The organism is Rouxiella aceris (genome assembly GCF_012933545.1).
In the GTDB taxonomy this organism is placed as follows: domain Bacteria; phylum Pseudomonadota; class Gammaproteobacteria; order Enterobacterales; family Enterobacteriaceae; genus Rouxiella; species Rouxiella aceris.
On the sequence record NZ_JAADJU010000004.1, the window covers coordinates 16,375 to 35,308 of the forward strand.

Sequence of the window (18,934 nt, forward strand, 5' to 3'; positions counted from 1 at the left end):
GTAAATTCTAGAAATATTTAAAATAGATAAAGCTAGAGATTTCAGAGTAATGTAAAACAGGCTGCAACGGTTAAACCTCGAAACAAGGCTAAGATTTCGTTGCAGCTCATCACATAGCATCCCTGAAGTGGATACACAACATCAAAACCGAGCCGCCCCCTAAACAACTGTACATAAAAACAGCATAATCATGAATTTTTCAGGCGAGAAGCAGGGTTTGTTCAGCTTACGTGAGCTTGTGTTCTTTATTAATTGAAAATGCTGTGGTTTCGTGCAAATATTTGTGATTGATTAAAATTATTTAAGATTTTAAATGTTAGGGTCAAATAAAGTGCGAAATAATAATAGAATTCTCTCAATGGATTTCATGAGGATCATTTCAATTTTAATGATAATGTGCTTTCACTTGTATGTTGAGGCATCTAAAAACCCTGGAGTTCACATCACCGATTTATTTAAGCCGCTTGGTATAATAGGCGTTTCTTTTTTTATAATTATTTCTGGCGGAGCATTATCAACAAGTTCAAAAAATGAATTTAGCGTTTTAAAATTCTATAAAAAAAGATTCCTTTCAATATACCCAGCATTCTGGGTCACCTATATTTCAGTCGCACTATGTTTTTTTATATTTGGTCATGTGGTAAAAGTCGGCAGCAACCCAGCCATATTAGCTATGTCATTTTTCGGAATGGATGGCTACCTATATTCCATGTATAAAAACTATTACCTTATTGGGGAATGGTTTCTTGGGTTTATAGTTATAATCTATACTTTGTTTCCGTTAATACGTATAATTTACCTACGAAGTCAGACTTCTGCGTTATTAATTTCCATTATAATATCGTCAATATCTTTTCATTTCAACGACTGGATTTATTCTCACAGCCCATTTTGGAATGCTAATGCAATGTGGAACCCTACAACCAGACTTCCAGAATTTATATTTGGGATGATGTTTTTTGATTTCATCCGTGATAGTAGACGCAATACTTTAATATCACTATACATTTCAATTTTTGTAATTACAATTTCAAATGCATTCGGAGTGGGTTACTTTGAAAACTTATATTCAACCCCATTGTTATGTGCATCTTTTGTTGCGACTGCCTCAATTTACGAACTTTTAAAGAAACCATCATTTTTTATAAAAACCATTGGTTGCTTATCCACTTACTCTTTCATTGCATTTCTTGTACATCACAGATTTATATTTTATATAATGTCAAATGATGAAATTAAAAACATTACCAACCTTCGGTTCTATTTATTACTTTCAGTGGTTATTGTGCTTAGTTTTTTATCAGCTGGCATATTACTACCAGTAAGCAATAAAATTAAAGGGTATCTTTCTTAGGATGGATAATGGGCTGGTTAGATAGTTAATCAGCCCATCCACTACTAATCTGGCACCACCATCCCATACTGCATGCCATACGTGGTCATGAGTGCGTAATAGTCGTGGTAGATCTGGTCAGAGGATTGCACAGAGGTAATACCCGGCCACTCTGCCGGGTCCTGATCTGTTGTGCCAAAATATGTCTGTATTGACTTGCCATCACCATTTAAAACAACATAAATTTTCGTGCTCATCAGAATGTGTATCCTGTTAAGTTAATTGAAAATTGGAATGACGCGCCATTCGTTGAAAACGCACTGTAATAGATTGTCTGTGGAGTGGTAATTGCGTGGTCATTAAAGAAAACGCATGAACCAAGTCCACCGCCAGACGCCCCAGTCGAGTTAAGGGCGAAGCGAGGACCGTTATAGATAATCGGCAATGCTAATAGCCAAATTTCGGCAACTTGTTGGCTTGAGGTGGTTGTCGCAATTGACCCTGATATTGTCTTCGCATTTCTTGGAAATGCTGATGACGAGGAACTTAATACTGACGCGGCGGTTGCTGTTGTTGTCGTACTCAGCATGACGTTTGACGTTATATAAACTTTTCGGTCAATCTGATACCCAACATAAAACGTCCCACTTGATGTAAGCCAAACGCTGATAAGTGCGGACGCCGTGTATCCCGCGGGCAAAGCGCCGTTATATACAGCAGGGAATGCGCCGGTAACATCAGTTGCATTCGCAGTCGCAAGTAAAGCAGATGCGCCAGTTGTCGGGTTATAAATTGCATAAATGCCTAAATATCGAATTCCCGCCGATACAGCAACATCCATTCCTCCCGCACCGACAACCCCCAAATTGATAGTTTTATTAAAAGAGCTGAGGCGATATTGAGTACCGCCCAGTGCTGTTTCTACAATAATTTCGTCAGCCGTAAAAGTAGCGGTAGCTGACGCCGTAGCGATGCTCATAGCTGCGTTACGCACTGCACCGACGATACCAGAAAGGCCGCCGCCTAAACCAAGGTTTGCGAGAGCGGCGGCCACAGCTGTAGCACCTGCATTTTTAATTTCAACGAAGTTATTTGCCGTCTGCAAAAAACTGCCTGCAGTATTCGCCTTAAGACCCAAAAGCAGGTTTGCCAACGGCGTGGCCACGTCGCCGTTATCAAGCACGTCAGCGCCGCTGGTATTGGCAATAAACTGCGCCAGCACGCTGGCCATCACCGAACCTTGACGCAGCGCTTTGTTAACCTGCGCAGAACTTGCAGTACCCGCCTGAAACCCTGCACTGAGCGCAGCAAGTGCCTCATAGGCTGCCTGTGGCGTAACGTTGGCAGAAGCACCAATCCCAAACGGTTTAAAATTATTCACTGCCATTATAAATTCACTCCCCATGCGCCTTGGTCAAACCCGGCGATATATTCATTTTCAATATCAAAGCCGAAAAATTGCGTCCCGGCCGACGGCGTTAATATTTGGCCGGCATACACTCCGGCAGCTTTGACTGTTAAGTAGCCCTGGCGAATAGCGGCCAGCAGTTCGAGCGAAACAGAACTCAGGCCACCAGCAGCAAAAACAAGAATTGAAATGGTCATGTCCTGGTTATCGATGATCTGCATCGACAGCCCGGACCCGGCGAGCGCCGTATCAAGAATGTCCGGTAAGGTTTCGTTGGTGCCATCCCACCGATTTATGGCAATTTTCGCTTTGAGGACAATCCGGTAAACATCGTCACTCAAGTTAGTAAACCCGGCGTCCGGGTCGTATGGTCCTTGCCACACCCCTTGGTCAAACCCGATCCCGGGCGTATCGAATGAGAAATAAATCCCTGAAATTGGCTGGCTAACAATGCGTGTTCTGCCAATCCACTGGCCGAGAATGTCCAACTGAACGCCAACCGCATTATCGATATCAAATGCGGAGATCATGCCGAGCATTGCGTTTGATATATCAGTCAGCGGACGAGTAGATAAATCGATGTGAGAGACAAACTTAGGCTTACCGGCGTGGTAGTTGGTGATTAAGTCAGTGTATTTACTCATGAGGTGGCCACTATCGAAATATTAGCGACGCTACAAGATGCCGCCTGGCTGTAGATGAGATTGACGTTCGCCGCAGCAACCGACCCAGCAGAGGTGCCAATGCTTAATGTCAGGATGTCGTAAAATTTGCTATTCCCGCCACTCACTACGCCAAGATTCGCAGGGGAATAAACGCGGCTAAGCAGCACGGAATCACCGATCGCAAGGCTGTTGATATAGTCGGCAACCGCCTGGGCAATGTTTGCGCCTATCTGCGTTGTGTAGCCGGTAAACGCCTTCAGTGTGATCGCCGCATAAATCGGTACAACAACGGGCCGCGAAAGGTTGATAACGTGCGGATTACCTTTCGAGTCCGTCACCGTTACTGCGGTAGTACCGTTAGTCGAAACGCCCTGGCCCTTTTTAAGCCGGATGGTTGATGCAATATCATTGATATCGCCGCCATCCACAATCGCGGTAATTGAATGTGCTGGCAGCCCATTAGCATCGACCGTGCCGGTGTCGTTTTCATAGAGTTTGTGGCGTACAACACCTGTGATATTGGCTAATGCGCCATCCAGGGCATCAAATGGGGTAACAGAGGCCAGGGCCGTGCTTTGTGACTGCCTGATCCGCAGTTCCGCATCAGTCTCAACAGCGTTACCCACCGTTGCGCTGTTTGGATTTGTTACCGAAATCCAGCCGCGCGTCGGCGTGTTGATACCAGTAACGGTGCCAGCCAGCGCCGCAACAGCGCCAGCGGTGGCACAGGTAGCCGTCACCAGCACAGTTCCATCGGTACCAATCACCACAGAAGCTGGTAGCGTCCAGGTGATATTGTTGGTGTCTTTAACCGAGCCGTTGACTATCTCAAGTCCGATAGTGCCAGTGATCAGCACGTCAACTGTCGAGTTGTTGGCCCCATCCCGCGTTATGCCGTTTATTTTAACATTGCTGGATAGCCCGGCCCCCATCGCCGTGGCCGGAGAGAATGTGTTATAGACGGCTATTGCTGTGTTATTGGCATCGTTAATGGCCAGGGCCACCAGCGCGACCATTTGCCCATCTTTGCTATCAGGGTCAAGGTAAGCGTCACTGCCATAAATTTGCTGGAAGAAGCCGGTAATTGTTGTCAGGACCGTCTGATAATCGGGCGCACTGATCCCCTGGGCGGTTATCGTTGCCGATAGCCCCAGCGTATCGAGGTTCAAAGCCATTTATGCCTCGCTTGTGACTGTCGTTGTTCCGTAGATTGTGTCGATTGTTGCGGTGAAGGAAACTCGGCGAGTAGTGCTATTTACTGAGGTATTGAAGACGGTGATCGAGTTAACACCAGTGGTCTCCAGAATACGCTGGCGAATTGCCATGTTATAAATTTCTGGTTTCTGTTTTCCCAGCACTGACTGAATCCACGGTGTCCCGGCTGTGGTATCAAGAAACCATTGGCCGTACCAGAGTTCAAACCGGGTTTTAACCGCCTGCGCCACGGCATCAGGCGAGTTAATCAGAAAGGTATTGTCACCCTGGCCGAATGTATAATCACCGTCTGCATCTTCGCGTCGGTATCTCATTGAGGCACCCCCGTAGTGCTACCACCAGACTGAACCCCACCATGTTTATGCCCGGTCTGGCTAATGCCGGCGGCAACCTGATCGCCGCTTGAGGTAATTTTCCCATTTACCTGCACATTTCCGTTTATCGTCACCAGGGAGGAATTGATATTTATCGCACCGCCCTGGGTCAACTCGATAAAGCTACCCCCGTCATCTGTGCGGATTTGCACAGAGTTGGTGCTGATCCCGCTGATTTTATTCGCTTGCGACTGGGGACCAACTATCGCAAAGGCATCTGATAAATCGTGCTGACGCGGATCTACAGGTTCCTGTATGCCACCGCTCTGCCACCAGAAATCTATGCAACGGTCCGCGAAAACAACCAGGCACTCATCCCCCACTTTAATCGGGAAGGTCATGGTTACCCCACCGCCGCGCTGGAAGGATACGGGAACATCAGTCAGCAGGGGATAATCGGCAGACACTACATTGCCGGATGCATCCGTAATCGCGCCTTTTAACGCAGGCTGAACGACACATGTGACGGTATCCGGGTCAAAGGACTGGATGATCCCAGGCATGCACACACGCAGGCCAGCGGAATGACTTTTTAATAAAGTCTCGCTTAGCTCTGAGGTGTCACCGGTTTGCGCACTGTTTGATACAGGCATGGAAAAACTCCATAAAAAAACCCGCCGGAGCGGGTTTAATAAATTTTTATGCATTAAGATGCTTTAGGTGTCTTGAGCAATGTCCATCGCTCAAAGAACTCTTCCGCTGCCTCAATTACATCTTGTGCCATTTCTTCGGAAATAGTTACTGTTTGTAATTCATAGTCAGCTTCATTCCTTGCATCTCTCTGTGTTTTCAGAACGTAGGCTAAAGATTTTAGCGACATTGCTGGATATGGCTCATTCTTGCATTCAGCTGAGTTAGACATGTAGCCAACAGTATTTTTATGGTGCTCACGGGTAAAGTGAGGTAAACATGTTAGCGAAGAGATAGCCTCATGAAGCATGCTATAATACGCGCGCGAGATAGCACTTCTATAGCCACTCTCGTCTTTTTTGTTCAAGCATAACCGAGCTGTATCTAAAATATCACTGCTAGTTACCGACATAACTCACTCCGGTATGAAGTTGACGAGGAGATGAGAAACGGGCAAGAAGCCTACATTTGTCTAATTTATCTTCTTCACAAACTTTATCAGCTAGAGCAAAGTTCATTTTGGCAATTTCTTTAGGCGATTTACCTTTAATGTCAACTATATAGCATCCATTGCCCCTATCACTTAATTGAACATAACCAGTGATAGCCTTAAATTCTTTCACTACTGACCAAATGATGCTTGCCAATAGATCAAATTGTTCATGAGTACTTTGAGATGCATCAAAGGCCCCGTCGAGTTCTGACAACAGTTCGTCTTTATGTTTCATAGCCTTCTGCCTTCCTTCAGCGTCTGACAGCAGCTTGATATGTTCATCAAAGAAACGACTTAAATGGCTTCTTTCGCCAAATCGATATGCATTGCTATAAGCAATCTGACTAAACATTTTACTGGGATATTTTTCTGCTAAAATATAAGCAACTTTACTCAGTTCGAGAAAGTTGAATGTTAACTTTAGAAATTCATAAAAGTGCTGTGCAAGAAAAAAATCATTAACTTGAGGATCTAGAGACAGTCTAAAAATCTCCAGAGCCTCTTGCTCATTCCCAAACAAGACTTCCAAATATCCCGAAGCAACTAAAGAAGCGCTTGTATTGGTAGCATTAAGCTCGGTGCTAACACGTTTATAAGTAAAATGATCTACAGACTCACCATTAACCAGTTTAGCCGAAAATTGTGCAATGTACTCTTCGGCTTTTTCTTGTGGGATTCCAGCAGCCATTTTTTTCCTCGGCCCAACTAAACGGGGTAGAGATTCTAAGCCTAGATTGGCTAAATTTCAATCTCAAAAAGATATCGACGCTAATGTAAAATATTTAGGATCACCCGACTTTCACACAGTCATAGGTTCCGAAAACCTTCGGGGCATCCATGTTTGCCTGGACGACTTGTACGTTGAGTTTACAAAAAACCCATCTCTCGAGCTGCATAAATGTTCAACACGTCCGATTGTCCATTGCAAGGTACGGCAACTGTTACCATTTCCACATATCCTTGATTACCCCTTTGCTGACATAACTTAAAGTGCATTTTTGCCAGCCTAGCGGCATACCCGAAGTCGATGTTATTCGCATATGAAGCCTCACCCAAAGCCGCTAATTTAGTTTTATCTGGAATATCATCATTTTTCAGCATTTCTGAGAAGGCTGATATGTCGCGAGTAAGACTTGCTAGGCATTCATTTTTGTAATCATGGCCAGTATAAGCAGAGGCTCTTCTACATTCTTCACCATATGCAGATAGGGCTAGCTGAACTCTCAGCATAGTTAGCATTGAGCCCCCCACTTTAACGTAAACCTGATTGGGATCTTGGGAGCCTGGATACCTAGTAACGAAACCGAAATTATTTAATGCATTTCGAAACGCATTATCTACCGAAGATTTCGAATCCAAGGGCATTTTTGGAATCGGCATTTCAGGGTGAGTCAGGTAGAAATTCCTTTGCTCTGTCTCAATTTTTCGGTCTCTCTCAGTCTGCCTATCTTTTGCCAATTTATCTTCGTTGGCCTGTTCAAGATTTTTTTTTGCTATCCATTCGTTCACATCGTTTTTATTTCTTCCAGAAAGAGCATTTAACCCGCTGCATGCTGTCGAAGAAAGCACAAGAAAACTAACCGCAATCAATAAGAATTTATTTTTCATCCTGAAATCACCGACCTATTTAGCGCTGAGCTGACTTGAAGTTCCGCAGATCCACGCGCCATACACATCATATCCATGTACCACGCTTTGCCTCTTGTATCACCAGTATAACTGATGGATTGCACGATATACACACCATCCGTCGCAATACTTGCCGGAGGGGTGCTGGCAATACCGTTAACAACCAGGTTCCCGTTATCCTTCGTCTCGCTAATGCTGCCTCCAGACATCTGGATGTCATGTGAGGATAGCGCGGCCCGGTAGACGGAGGTCTGGTCCAGTTTAATCAAGCCGTTTACCCGGATGTTCGGGTTAATCAGACATCGGACGTTAACCCCGGCACCCATAGTCTGCTGTGGCATGCCCACCAGCCCGGTTAGGCTATTTAAAACGATAGCCTCCTGGGTATATTGATTTTCCGGTACCATGTTTACTAAGCCGTCAACAATCTGCCAGTTTGCGCCACACTGTTCCGAGATATTGTCCATCACCTTGTGTGCCGACTGAAAAATAACGCGCCCACGTGGGAATACCGTGGCTGGCATATCCCCGGTGATCCCTTTCTTTACCCCGAATGGGTCAAAACTTTGCATCGTTGCAGCATGCAGATCGGCCACAGTATAGCCAGCGGCCAGCGTGGTATTGACTACCGCGCCAAGCAGCGCCTGATGCCCATCAATAGCCTGGATCAGAACATAGGTATCGGTGGGATTATCACGACCTGTGATCGTAAAGCGGATATCTCCGCTGTAAATCTGCCCGAAATTCTGGCCATTCTTTTGGCCTACGTCTCCGGCACTAACAGGGGTCACCTTGCCTACCTGGTTGTCTCCCACGGCGGTGGCTATTCCATCATAACCGGCAATCAGCCTGATTTTAGTGAACTCTTTTCCAAGGATCCGGTTATTGGTATGCGGGGACAGGTTATAGATTTTTATCACGGCAACGCGCGAAAACTTGATGTTAAACCACTCAATATCGAACGTAACTTTGAAGTCTGAAAAACTCAGGCCTTTGCCGTTATCATCCGTCAGCAATAGTTCAAAATGACGCATCCAGTTCTGACTCATAACACCCCTTAGCTTTGAACGACATATAAGTGACTTCCGGTACCGAGATCGGTTTTGCTCGGGTATTCCTGCGCGGCGTCGTCACAAAACACCATCAACCCGAAACCGAAACCCATATACGCATACTGGGCCAACAGATTTACGTTGGTCACCAGGGGTATTCCTGTTATCAAATTCACACCGGCGCTATCTTGCAAATCCAGCACCCAGCCTGGCGTATCCCTCCAGATGATCCTCATGCGGTAAGAAGTGCTGTTGAGCGTAATACTGAATTGCTGGTTATCCGGCGTTAGCGGTATTTCAGCGACATTCATAATCTCCACCACCAGGCTAGTTTCTCTAGAAATGATGCGTCGTCGTCAGGGACGGGGTTTTTAACGCCGCTATCTTGCACAGCGGAAGTGCTCGCGCCGCTGGCCATGTTAGATTTATCGGTCACAGAGACACTTTGGGTTTGAGATATCAGCACCTGCCTCAGTGTGAGAACGCACATCAGCACGTTCTCGCTGGTCTTGTCGGTCGTGACATCAATCGCCCGGATAAGCATGCTGGTGTACTGCTTCTTGCCGGTTGTGACATTGAAGGGAACGCGCGTGGCCTGCAGATCCAATATCTTCTGATAGGTTTCCTTCGGGCTGGTGCCGAGGGAAAGTCCGACTGAAGAGGTATCAAGCAAATCCAGCAAGGAGCCGCCACCAGCAAAACCGACCTCCATCGTGACTTCTGATGGCCGCTTGTAAGCATGGTCGGCTACCGGAGCGCCAATCTCGACAGGGTGCTCTGTAATTTCCAGCGCATCCTGGTGCTTTTCAGAGATCACAACGCTGGGAATGATCAGGCCAATGCTTCGCGTGGATTGTTGAAATAACGTCGATAAAATATCCATTATCTCGCTCCCGCCGCTACTTGCTGAGTAAGCCGTGAATTAACACCCGTCTGACGATCTACCACCTCTTTACCGGCGCGCATTGGGTCACTCACACCGTTAATATTGATGGTCGTTTCTTGCTGAATAGAGGCCCCCTTGCCCCCGCCCGGCATATTACTGAGAACACGCGGAACATAATTGCGCGTTTCCTGTGGCATAAGCCCCATGCCGTACTTCTGGACGTTACCGACACCCCAGTTATACGACGCGATAGTTTTTTGCAGATCGCCGCCATTCGCTTTTAAGAGCTGAGCGAGATACTTAGCCGCGGCGTTCGCAGACTTGACGGGGTCAAAAGCTTCCCCATTCTTGAGGCCTAAATCTTTTGACGTCCCTGGCATCAGTTGGAAAGGTCCTTCCGCACCGGCATTCGATCTGGCGTTCTGGTCGCCGCCTGATTCAGCGATGGCTACGCTTTTCAGCAGACCATCAGGGAGGTGATAAAGGTTTTCCAGCTTATTGAGCGTGGGAGACAACCAGGCAAGCATTGCTGCGCCGTTGGCAGTAGGGTGAGGTCGAGCCACTTCTGGTAGCGTCTGGACGCCGGGGAACGGCACTCCCGGGTTGTTAAGCGCCCAATTTCGCCGGGCCAGGCTATCTCGTTCCCCCATTTCTTGTGACTGGGTCGCAATGCCGCCAGGGTTTGTACCATCACGCAATGCAATCATGCGTTCGTAAGCCTCGTTGATAGAGGCGATGATTGCATAAATACCCGATAGAGTTAGCGCTTTCGTGAATAACGCAGGAAAAGACATTAACGCGGAGGTGATCGTTTTTATTGGCCCCATCATTGCCATAAGCCATTTGGCACCAACGAAAATCGCCAATCCTTCAAGAACATTTTGCCAGCCGCCAACCGCATCTTTTAATTCAAGCAGCCACTTTTTAATGTCACCGAATGCCTTTTTTGCCCGCTCAATCTCAGGACCCCATTTAGACCAGTCGATAAGGCTTTTCCCGCCTTCTTTCCACGTCTGATAGTCGTCATAGAGCAGGCCAAGGCCGATTATCAACCCGGTGATCAGGCCGATGGGTGACATCAGGAATGCGCTGTTAAGCATCCTCCATGCAACAATGATCAGCCCAAAGGTCCCGATAAGCTTTTTACTTTCATTATCAAGACTGTTCCACCACTTAATAATGTCCCCCACCGCCTGCACGGCCCGGTAAGCTACCTTGCCAAAAATATCAGCGAGCCATAGAAGGCCTTTAACACCACGCGTTATGGTTTCCTCAATTTTCGGGAAATTATCGAGGATTTGTTTGCGAAGATTATCGATTGAGCCAGCCAGGCCGTTTGCCAGGTTAGACCCGATTTTATCCCGCGCCATGCCCGCCATTGCACTGAAACCACGAAGCGATGTCATGAATTTGTTGGAGCCGACCGCTGCCTGGTCAGCGTTGTAGCCGATAGCCTTGCTCATGGCCGAATAATCAGCGTTAAATCCAGCCAGACCCCGGCGCATGGCCATTAGCGTGTTTTCGTCAATGCCGAGCATCTGCGCGTACTGATTGGCACGGTAATAAGGCATTTTACTGAGCTGCTGCCCGATACCCGTGAACACAGAGGACATATCGCGCATATTGCCGCTGGCGTCACGCGTCTGCACTCCCAGTCGATTCAGAAAGCTCTCGGCTCCTGGATTATTGCGCATAAACCGCGAAAGGTTTTCAAGAGAACCCTTCGCGGCCTCCGCACTTGATCCCGTCTGCGACGCCGCATACCCCAGCGCCTTTATCCCCGCGACGCTGGCCCCCGTACGCTGAGACGCCCAATACAAATTATCCAGCCCGGCGGCAACCTGGGTGGTAAACAGCATAACAGCACCGGCTGCCCCCTCCACTGTGGCCGCCATTTTGAACACGTTAGCTGTAACGCCCGCGATCACGGCATCGAATTTTTTCGCACCGGCATCATCAACGGCAAAACCGAGGGATACCAGGAATTCTTTAATCGTCTCCGCGTTCATTTTCCGCTCTCCAACGCTCTATCTTTGCTTCGTTCTCGGCTTCCATGTCGAGGTAATCATTCATCAAAGCAATGTCGTAAAGGTCTATCGCGCCAGACTTCAGGTCTTTCATGTCGAGATGGAAAGCCTTGGCCGGGCGCATGATGTAATCAAGGTCACCCGGAAGCGTCTCAAACTCTATGCCGCTGGATCCGTGGAAATGGCTTTCCCGGGGAGTCCTTTGAAAAAATTTCCAAGGGAGTCGCCCACCACGCGACCAACAATCTGCAGCATTCCCAGCATGTCCAGTTCATCGGATGCCATAACCCCATTACTAAACACTGAAATCCAGGAGCCACCAGCTTTACGTTTGGCGACGGCCAGGCAGGTATGGATCACCGCGTTGGCGTCCTCATCACTCAGGGCCGCCAGCGCATCGGTGATTTTTGGCAGAATTTTTTCGATAACGGGGATCCAGTCTTCGAGAGTATTCGCTGTCGGCTCTCCCCCTTCTGCAGTTTCTTTTCTCTGCGGGAAAGAGGCCCGAATCGCCTGGAAGTCAGAAATCATGCCGGAGAGAACCGGCAACAGCTTGCGGGAAACCTTGAACTGGTCAAAGGCACTGAGCTTGTCAATGCGGTAGGTGATGCCGTTAATTTCAAATTCCATCGATTAAAACTCCCCAAGAATCTGGTCAATTTTACCGCCGTCAAATACCCAGGCGACCATACCGGCGACTTTGGCGTTAGCGTGGTCTGGTTGTTTTTGGAAAGCCGCTGAACGGATGGTAGTGGTGTCGCCTGAAACATGGTTACGGATAACAAATACATTGTTGCCCCAAAGCGCAGAGGATTGACTTTGTGCGTTGTAGGCAAGCGACAATTTTTTGTTTACCGGTGAGGTTTTAAGCAAGTTAACCGTGAGAGAACCCGCTTTCCCCGCATGCATGCTATGCATAACTTCACCATCGGCACCCACGGTCATTGTGTTTTTTGCTTCGAGCATTCCCGTAGTAATGCCTTCATCGGCATTAGCTGAACCGTACCCTAAATCGATGGATCCAGTTGGCCCATCCATCGTAACGGAGACATCCTGGAAGGAATAAGTAGCCATATTTTTTCCTTAGCGAACAACGTTGATTTGAACGTCTGCAAAATGGATTGCGCCCGCCAACTTACAGGCGACCTGAATTGTCGGGGATTTGCGGGCTTCACGATCAGACTGTGCCTGAGAGGAAACTGCCGGGGCGTAAGCGTAATAGCCCTTGGTCAGCGTATCTCCTGACGATAATTGACCGATATCAGCACCATTCCAGACGCCCGGAGCAATAAGACCATTTTTTTCCGCCTGATCCATCGACTTCTCTACATTGGTCAATAGCCTGGTTACGCCAGGATCGGTCTGAGGTATTTTGGTTGTGCTTGTGTAGAGCAGGTTATACAGATTGGTCTGAACATAGTTCTGTAGCCAGTCAAGGCCGTGGCGCTCATCGAAGAAATCGCCGTTCGACATCACACCCTGCTGCAAAATTGCCGTGTCATTCGCGTAGTAGGCAAATACGTTGCAATTTTTAGCATCAATAGCCGCCGCCTGAGAGGTGGTGATAGTTTCGTACGTCACCGTTGGCTCTTGTTTAAATTTCATAGTGAGCGTGGTATTGCTGCCCGTGAAATCGACAGTGAAGGCCCGGCCAAAAGCTGATACAGCTGCATAGCTATTGGTTGATGAATACTGAATAAAAGTGCGCCCATAGCTTGCGGCTTTCAGTTTTGACGCTAAATCAGTCGTTGAGGTCGTGGTCAGGATTGCGGCATCGGCACTGGTGATGGCCATAATACGGCTTACCCCGGCAGATTCGATCGCCGCCGCCGCGCTTAGGATATCAACAGCCGCCAGTGGCGCACTGTCAGCAATAGTAAGCCCATACCAGCTGTTATAATCCAGTACAGCATTAACAGCTTGAAGCATAGTTTCAACCGATCCCGCTTCGGCCGTAGCCAGTGTTTTAGCCCAACGACCGACATAAACCTGCGTAGGGGCGGGAGACTGAGCAAAGAAGGTTGTTGCAGCCTTATACTCTTCACTTTCCACACCGAAATCAGTCCCGATGTCAGCCGCGGCGCTATAGAGGCGAAGGCGCTCAGAAACAGGAATAACGGTTGAGGTGCCAAGGATAAGCAGCGAGCCAAAATTACGCCCGGTTGCTGCCGTCGGCGACATAATGACGTCAACACTGACGACATTCGATACAGGTAATCCCTGTGCCATAGTTTATTCTCCGAAGAATTGTACCGGTGCATCCACCAGCGTTTTGATGCCATAGGTGCGGACGTTTTTACGCGAAAGGGTGACGGTGATGTCATAGCGCCGAACCCACTGGTTATTGATGAGTTCTGGTAGGTTGTAGATTGTCCCGACATCAACCAGCGACAACCCGGAACGGTTTAACTCTGCATTGTTCTGTTCGACGTAAAGCCCGGCACGGAAAAGTGTGGCCACGCTGGCACCCTGTGGACCGTAAAAGCAGCAAATGACACTCACCTGCTCCCATGTCCATTGCTCCGATTGCTCATCTGAAATCTGAACGTTTGCCGGGGGCGCAGTGCCTGGCAGCGTGGTTATGCCGAATTCGCACCAGGTGGTGCCGTTTTTCGGTATCTGCGGCTGCGGGTCAGTCCAGCGGGGATAAACCAGGCTGGTATCAATTCCCGTCACACCACGGATCCAGCGGCTTACCTCCCGTTCCAGGTCGTTGTCATAAGAAGGCACATCACCGATAGGCGTCAGGTAACCAGCTGTGGTGCTGTCATTACTCAACGGGTGTTCCTCCATCAAAGTCCAACAGCTCGCAATGCGCCTGGACAAATCCAGAGCCATACGCGGTGTAGGGGTCAACAAACGTCACGCGATATTCACGTCCGTGATAAGTAACCACGTCAGCGTCAAGCCCTGGCTGTCCCTGCGTGAGTCTAAACTGCGTCACGATGAGGATTGCCCCGTTAATGTTCTGGCCGGCGGCCATGCGCTTGGCTTCAAGCGAGCGGTCAACGGTCACAACGCCAGAAAACGGAATATCGCTGGGTGTGTTAACAGCAAAATTATCGGCATCCATCGTTTGGGTATTGCGGTGACAGACCAGCGTGGTATCAACAAAATCGGGATCGGAAAATATCTCCGATACATCAAGAAGTGGCATTTTTATCCCTCACGATATAAGTAATGGCCCGAAGCAAGCCGCCAGTGTCATACAGCGGCTTTTCTCCGATACGCCCGCGAGAACGACGACTGCGCTTTGTGGATTCGGCCAGCGGCGTGAGCTTGTCACCAGCCTGGATAACCCCCTTGGCACCATTCATGGCTATCAGACCGGCCCGGTTGAGATATTTCTCAGACCAAGCGGCATCGCCGGATAGCGCCGCAACAGCCGCAAGTTTAAGTTCGGCCACTATCTCCTTGTTTTTATATGCAATTCCTAATTCAAGAAATGGCCGTGGTGGTAGTGTTACCGAGTAAGCCTTGACCGTATGAATGGTTGAAAAGTTGCTTTTGCCAGCCCTGACAAACTGACCATTTTGGGCAAACGAGCCATCAGCGTTTATTTTCCGATTGACCGTTACGTCATGCTCGGGAATTTGAATAGTGCCGCCGTTAGAATGCAGATACCCAAGCTCGGCATTGTTTATGCCTTGCCCCTCACTGCGCTGAGCGCGATCAGATGGAATACCCACCAGCACATCTCGTTTGCCGATGGCCTTCAACGCATCGAAAATTGACTGCGCTGAATCCTTGGTAACGGTCAGGCCACTTTTCATCACGGCACCCCAAGCTGGATGCCGCCAGCGCCAAAGAGCATGAGATACTCCCAAAACTCCGAACCATAGCGGCTGTTATTCCAAAAGCCAGCATCGGGATCCATCGTCATGCTGGCGTCGTAACTCATGGAAACCTTATCCACCGATTTTGACGTTAAGATCCCGCTGTTTGCGCCACCAGCGCCACCGACTGCAACCGAACGGTTATCAGCCACATCGAGCGCCATATAATGAGCAACGAAAAGGCCACAGAAATAGGGAAACAAGTCTGTTCCAGTGACGTTCTCATTAAGTAATCGGTCTGCTACTGCGAGTCGGGCGGCAATGCGTATATTGGGGAATTTGGTTGTGTCGGCAAACTGGGGGAAAAGCTCTCGAAAATCACTTGGTGTCGGAAGGCTTTGATTTACCGCCATTATTGTCACCACCTGATAATGAAACGATCTGCGCTGTTAAGTCAGCCAACTGGCCTTCCAGCTCGGTGATTTTCGCATCCCTGTCAGCCAACTGGCCTTCCAGCTCAGAAATACGCGGATCAGTATCAGTTGCCGGGGCTTTTCCATCTGGCGAAAGATGAGCTTTCACAAACCAATGTTCCGCGACTTCATCCTCGACATCATGGAAACCTGGCGAAAAATCAACGAGTTTCCCGGAACCGTCATTGAAGCCGAATGCTTTTAAAACATAAATTGTCTTCATCACTGCCTCACAAAAAAGCCCCTTTACGGGGCGGTCAGTTAAATGCCGTCCATGTAAGCCAGGGTTTCGGTATAAACAGGCTCTACCGCACCCAGTTTCCCGTAATACGTCACCAACTGATAAAGCCCGCGGTACTGAACGGGGACGCTCATCAGTGGGACCATTGGGAAGCGCACGAATTTTTTATCATTCGTGTAGGCAATCATGCGGTCGGTACCGCTGGTGCCGATGCCTTTCGCCCATTTAACCGGGCGGATATTCAACGGACGTCCATTTTGATGATAAGCAATGGTGTTAGTTGAAAGGTAAGTCAGCAGTGACTGGTTACCCGCGGTTGAAACGATAGTGCTTGCCAGCAATCCATACTGTTCTGGTGGGATCAACAGGTCGGTAGGCACCATCGAATAGGCCGAGTTGGCCCACGCTGCGCTCAGTACCGTGTTGATCGCCAGGCGCATATCATCCGGGCTTGAGGTGGCAAAAGTTTTGGCGGCATTCATCGGCGTGACCTGGCTCAAATTGAGCAGCCCCTTGATACCTAGCCCTGTATCGCCGGTGTAAACTTGCTCGTCCGTGTCCATGTTCCATTTAAGCTGCATGGCTTCGAATTTTTGTGAGTCAATCGGACGCCCCACCTGCGCCGCCGCCTGCAGTTCTGGCAGCGTCCAACCAAGCTCCATCCCCCAAAGCGTCAGCGGGAAGCCCTGCTTGGAGATATCCACGTTAACGCCAGCGATAGCCGTGGCTGTTTTACTCAGCCAGTTTTTACCATTAGAGGCTGGTGAGCCAGAAGCAGAGAACCCGGACTGAGTGAAGGAGCTGATTTCATCAGCAATAGAGACGTCTTCACGAAGCTGAATATCGCGGCCCCAAGTGAAAGCAACAAGCGGCATATTTAGCGTTTGATCAAGACGCTCCAGCTCATGAATCAGAAAAGTACCGGTGCCGTCTACCGTCGCCTGATCAAAGGTTTGCATTACCATTTTCAATCTTCCTTAAATTTTATAAGCGATTTCGATATTGCCGCTGGTATCGCCAGGGCCGGTGAAATAGGCGGTGGTGATCGCCACGGTATTGACGCCATCTGCAGCGGCAACAAAACTGCCCACGTTTGGCGCGGCAATACGCATGTACACTGCGCCACCCAGCGTAACGCTGCTTGCGTCGCCGCCGATGTTCACATTGAGATAGCCGCGCTTGAGACTGTCACCGGTAAAATTCTTCCCGGTACCAATTTGCTGGACAACATCGGGTTGTGCCGCCGTCGGGAACGGACGGACTAAAATACCCGCCAGCAAAGCGGCAGTATCACCAGCAGCGATAGGAACAAACTTCCCATTGAGATATTTGCCACCCAGTCCATAGGCGGCAAAGAGGTTGGTAGAATCCAGAATAACTGGTTCTACCGTGAGATCTTGCGGGCGTGAGATAGCCCCGGCAATGCCCGCAGGCATCCGCTTTAAATATGCAGTCATGGGGGTTTAGCCTCGTTTAGACCAGAAGTCCTGGTTAGCTTGGTTCAACCCGGCAATGGTGTTGCGTGTTGCGTCACCCATTGCACGGGCGCTGTCATTGGTTTTGGTATTGCGGCTCTTTGAAAGCTCGGAAACGGCATTGAAAGCCATATCTACCGTGCGTTTTTTCAGCTTGGAAATATCCGCATCCCCTACAATTGAGCGGACGATTTTCTGATCTGCGCCTGCCAACACGGTGCGCTTAAACGCCGTCAGTTTTGATTTCTCTGGCAGTTGGATACCCGGTTGGATAAGGTCGGCACGATAGGCGGCATCACCAGTGATAGCGCCAGCCTCTTCTTTTTTCTCTTCCTTATCGTCTTCGTCTTCATCACCGGTTGGCTCGGTTTTATTCTCGCCAGTCAGCTTTGAAACGGCCTCAATAAGCGCCTTGCCCCATGCCGGGATATCTTCATCAGCATCACCCGTACCCGACAATGCCGGACCGGGTAGAGGCTGTTGTGGCGCCAGGTGAATATTCACCACGCCACCTGGTGTGGTGGTGTTCGTGACACCTGCATCATCGCCCGTCATATCGGTAGGCGGATTATCAATAAGGCTTGCCAATTCATTGGCATCATTGGTCTTACGCGCGCGCGTGAGGCGCGCCAACCAACTTTTTGCGGTGTTTGAGGTAGTAGGCATGCTGTCTCCAAATGCACAACGTGAACCAGCGCGGCCACTAGGGACCACAGCCAGATGATTCCCAGTGATTGCGTACTGTGACGCTACCCCCGGCGAAATTTGTTTATATTCGGCGTCATAACCGCAACTGACTTCGTCGTCACCGTCATTGATCGCCTGAATGCCGTCCTGTGTTTTCACAATGACGTCGGCCAGCATCAGATCAGACTTGTCACCTGTGCCGCGCCTGACGTTTTGAATATGGCCGTTCGCCAGTTGCCGCCAGTTATCCGGCGTAATGAAAATGATATTGCCGCTTAAATCCTTGGGGTGACCAAGCGTTACCGCCATCCCTTCAAAGGACGCGATCGTTTCATCGCTAAAAACTTCCTCGGGATTTCGTTGAACGGTTATCAACCCATCAACGCCCGGCTCAAGGTCTGGTAGCTCTTCAGCGCCATAGACCTGGGTACCGGTCCGGGCAATTGGCACGTCTTTAAACAGCACCGAACCATCGGCCAGCTGATAACGAGTGTTACCAAGGCGGGTCTTAAAGAAATATTTCATTGGGTACCTGCTGGATCGCGGGCATAAAAAAGGCCGCCTAAGCGA

Annotated in this window: 26 protein-coding genes; 1 reads left to right on the forward strand and 25 read right to left on the reverse strand. The window is 48.9% G+C overall.

The genetic code is table 11. The features are described from left to right. Window positions 1–331: 331 nt before the first annotated feature. Window positions 332–1,354: an acyltransferase family protein gene (locus GW590_RS08170; RefSeq protein ID WP_169402540.1), complete on the forward strand. Its 1,023-nt coding sequence runs from the start codon at window positions 332–334 to the stop codon at window positions 1,352–1,354. A gap of 44 nt (window positions 1,355–1,398) precedes the next feature. On the opposite strand, the gene GW590_RS08175 is transcribed toward GW590_RS08170, so the two are convergent. The 25 genes from GW590_RS08175 to GW590_RS08295 form a co-directional block, all read right to left on the reverse strand. Then, window positions 1,399–1,590 carry a hypothetical protein gene (locus tag GW590_RS08175; protein WP_169402541.1) on the reverse strand — a complete coding sequence of 64 codons (192 nt, stop codon included), beginning with the start codon at window positions 1,588–1,590 and terminating at the stop codon, window positions 1,399–1,401. After that, the gene (locus GW590_RS08180; protein ID WP_169402542.1) at window positions 1,590–2,720 is read right to left on the reverse strand and encodes a hypothetical protein; all 1,131 of its coding nucleotides are present in this window, start codon (window positions 2,718–2,720) and stop codon (window positions 1,590–1,592) included. The genes GW590_RS08175 and GW590_RS08180 overlap by 1 nt, the downstream gene beginning before the upstream one ends. Then, on the reverse strand, window positions 2,720–3,385 hold the full coding sequence (locus GW590_RS08185; RefSeq protein WP_169402543.1) for a DUF2612 domain-containing protein: 666 nt from the start codon (window positions 3,383–3,385) through the stop codon (window positions 2,720–2,722). Before GW590_RS08185 ends, GW590_RS08180 begins: the two co-directional genes overlap by 1 nt. Beyond that, window positions 3,382–4,581: a baseplate J/gp47 family protein gene (locus GW590_RS08190; protein ID WP_169402544.1), complete on the reverse strand. Its 1,200-nt coding sequence runs from the start codon at window positions 4,579–4,581 to the stop codon at window positions 3,382–3,384. The genes GW590_RS08185 and GW590_RS08190 overlap by 4 nt, the downstream gene beginning before the upstream one ends. Continuing rightward, a complete protein-coding gene (locus GW590_RS08195) occupies window positions 4,582–4,935 on the reverse strand; it encodes a hypothetical protein (RefSeq protein ID WP_169402545.1) in 354 nt (117 codons plus the stop codon). It abuts the gene before it with no gap. After that, window positions 4,932–5,588, reverse strand: coding sequence for a Gp138 family membrane-puncturing spike protein (locus GW590_RS08200; RefSeq protein WP_169402925.1), 657 nt, complete (start codon window positions 5,586–5,588; stop codon window positions 4,932–4,934). Before GW590_RS08200 ends, GW590_RS08195 begins: the two co-directional genes overlap by 4 nt. Window positions 5,589–5,641: 53 nt before the next feature. Beyond that, window positions 5,642–6,037: a HEPN domain-containing protein gene (locus GW590_RS08205; RefSeq protein ID WP_169402546.1), complete on the reverse strand. Its 396-nt coding sequence runs from the start codon at window positions 6,035–6,037 to the stop codon at window positions 5,642–5,644. Then, window positions 6,024–6,806 (reverse strand): hypothetical protein, encoded by a 783-nt coding sequence (locus GW590_RS08210; protein ID WP_169402547.1) that lies wholly within the window; start codon window positions 6,804–6,806, stop codon window positions 6,024–6,026. The genes GW590_RS08205 and GW590_RS08210 overlap by 14 nt, the downstream gene beginning before the upstream one ends. A 179-nt stretch (window positions 6,807–6,985) precedes the next feature. After that, window positions 6,986–7,726: a hypothetical protein gene (locus tag GW590_RS08215; protein WP_169402548.1), complete on the reverse strand. Its 741-nt coding sequence runs from the start codon at window positions 7,724–7,726 to the stop codon at window positions 6,986–6,988. Beyond that, window positions 7,723–8,796 (reverse strand): hypothetical protein, encoded by a 1,074-nt coding sequence (locus GW590_RS08220; protein WP_169402549.1) that lies wholly within the window; start codon window positions 8,794–8,796, stop codon window positions 7,723–7,725. The genes GW590_RS08215 and GW590_RS08220 overlap by 4 nt, the downstream gene beginning before the upstream one ends. Window positions 8,797–8,804: 8 nt before the next feature. After that, window positions 8,805–9,110 (reverse strand): phage baseplate plug family protein, encoded by a 306-nt coding sequence (locus GW590_RS08225; RefSeq protein ID WP_169402550.1) that lies wholly within the window; start codon window positions 9,108–9,110, stop codon window positions 8,805–8,807. After that, window positions 9,107–9,682, reverse strand: a complete 576-nt coding sequence (locus tag GW590_RS08230; protein ID WP_169402551.1) for a phage baseplate protein — start codon at window positions 9,680–9,682, stop codon at window positions 9,107–9,109. The genes GW590_RS08225 and GW590_RS08230 overlap by 4 nt, the downstream gene beginning before the upstream one ends. Beyond that, a complete protein-coding gene (locus GW590_RS08235; RefSeq protein ID WP_169402552.1) occupies window positions 9,682–11,694 on the reverse strand; it encodes a transglycosylase SLT domain-containing protein in 2,013 nt (670 codons plus the stop codon). The genes GW590_RS08230 and GW590_RS08235 overlap by 1 nt, the downstream gene beginning before the upstream one ends. Next, on the reverse strand, window positions 11,675–11,836 hold the full coding sequence (locus GW590_RS08240; RefSeq protein WP_169402553.1) for a DUF6889 family protein: 162 nt from the start codon (window positions 11,834–11,836) through the stop codon (window positions 11,675–11,677). Before GW590_RS08240 ends, GW590_RS08235 begins: the two co-directional genes overlap by 20 nt. Before the next feature lie 35 nt (window positions 11,837–11,871). After that, the gene (locus GW590_RS08245) at window positions 11,872–12,342 is read right to left on the reverse strand and encodes a phage tail assembly chaperone (RefSeq protein WP_169402554.1); all 471 of its coding nucleotides are present in this window, start codon (window positions 12,340–12,342) and stop codon (window positions 11,872–11,874) included. A 3-nt stretch (window positions 12,343–12,345) separates the two neighbouring features. After that, complete coding sequence (locus GW590_RS08250; RefSeq protein ID WP_169402555.1) at window positions 12,346–12,786, reverse strand: phage structural protein; 441 nt, start codon at window positions 12,784–12,786, stop codon at window positions 12,346–12,348. 9 nt (window positions 12,787–12,795) lie between these two features. Then, window positions 12,796–13,941, reverse strand: a complete 1,146-nt coding sequence (locus GW590_RS08255; RefSeq protein ID WP_169402556.1) for a DUF3383 family protein — start codon at window positions 13,939–13,941, stop codon at window positions 12,796–12,798. A 3-nt stretch (window positions 13,942–13,944) separates the two neighbouring features. Next, on the reverse strand, window positions 13,945–14,490 hold the full coding sequence (locus GW590_RS08260) for a phage neck terminator protein (RefSeq protein ID WP_169402557.1): 546 nt from the start codon (window positions 14,488–14,490) through the stop codon (window positions 13,945–13,947). Continuing rightward, entirely contained in the window at window positions 14,483–14,869 is a 387-nt protein-coding gene (locus GW590_RS08265; RefSeq protein WP_169402558.1) for a head-tail adaptor, read from the reverse strand. Before GW590_RS08265 ends, GW590_RS08260 begins: the two co-directional genes overlap by 8 nt. Further along, complete coding sequence (locus tag GW590_RS08270; protein WP_169402559.1) at window positions 14,856–15,485, reverse strand: hypothetical protein; 630 nt, start codon at window positions 15,483–15,485, stop codon at window positions 14,856–14,858. The genes GW590_RS08265 and GW590_RS08270 overlap by 14 nt, the downstream gene beginning before the upstream one ends. Then, the gene (locus tag GW590_RS08275) at window positions 15,485–15,901 is read right to left on the reverse strand and encodes a DUF4054 domain-containing protein (RefSeq protein ID WP_169402560.1); all 417 of its coding nucleotides are present in this window, start codon (window positions 15,899–15,901) and stop codon (window positions 15,485–15,487) included. The genes GW590_RS08270 and GW590_RS08275 overlap by 1 nt, the downstream gene beginning before the upstream one ends. Further along, the gene (locus GW590_RS08280; RefSeq protein WP_169402561.1) at window positions 15,867–16,184 is read right to left on the reverse strand and encodes an STY1053 family phage-associated protein; all 318 of its coding nucleotides are present in this window, start codon (window positions 16,182–16,184) and stop codon (window positions 15,867–15,869) included. Before GW590_RS08280 ends, GW590_RS08275 begins: the two co-directional genes overlap by 35 nt. A 38-nt stretch (window positions 16,185–16,222) precedes the next feature. Continuing rightward, window positions 16,223–17,161: a DUF2184 domain-containing protein gene (locus GW590_RS08285; protein ID WP_408014925.1), complete on the reverse strand. Its 939-nt coding sequence runs from the start codon at window positions 17,159–17,161 to the stop codon at window positions 16,223–16,225. An 18-nt stretch (window positions 17,162–17,179) separates the two neighbouring features. Further along, complete coding sequence (locus GW590_RS08290; RefSeq protein ID WP_169402563.1) at window positions 17,180–17,659, reverse strand: structural cement protein Gp24; 480 nt, start codon at window positions 17,657–17,659, stop codon at window positions 17,180–17,182. Window positions 17,660–17,665: 6 nt separating this feature from the next. Further along, window positions 17,666–18,889, reverse strand: a complete 1,224-nt coding sequence (locus GW590_RS08295; RefSeq protein WP_169402564.1) for a DUF2213 domain-containing protein — start codon at window positions 18,887–18,889, stop codon at window positions 17,666–17,668. Window positions 18,890–18,934 lie beyond the last annotated feature (45 nt).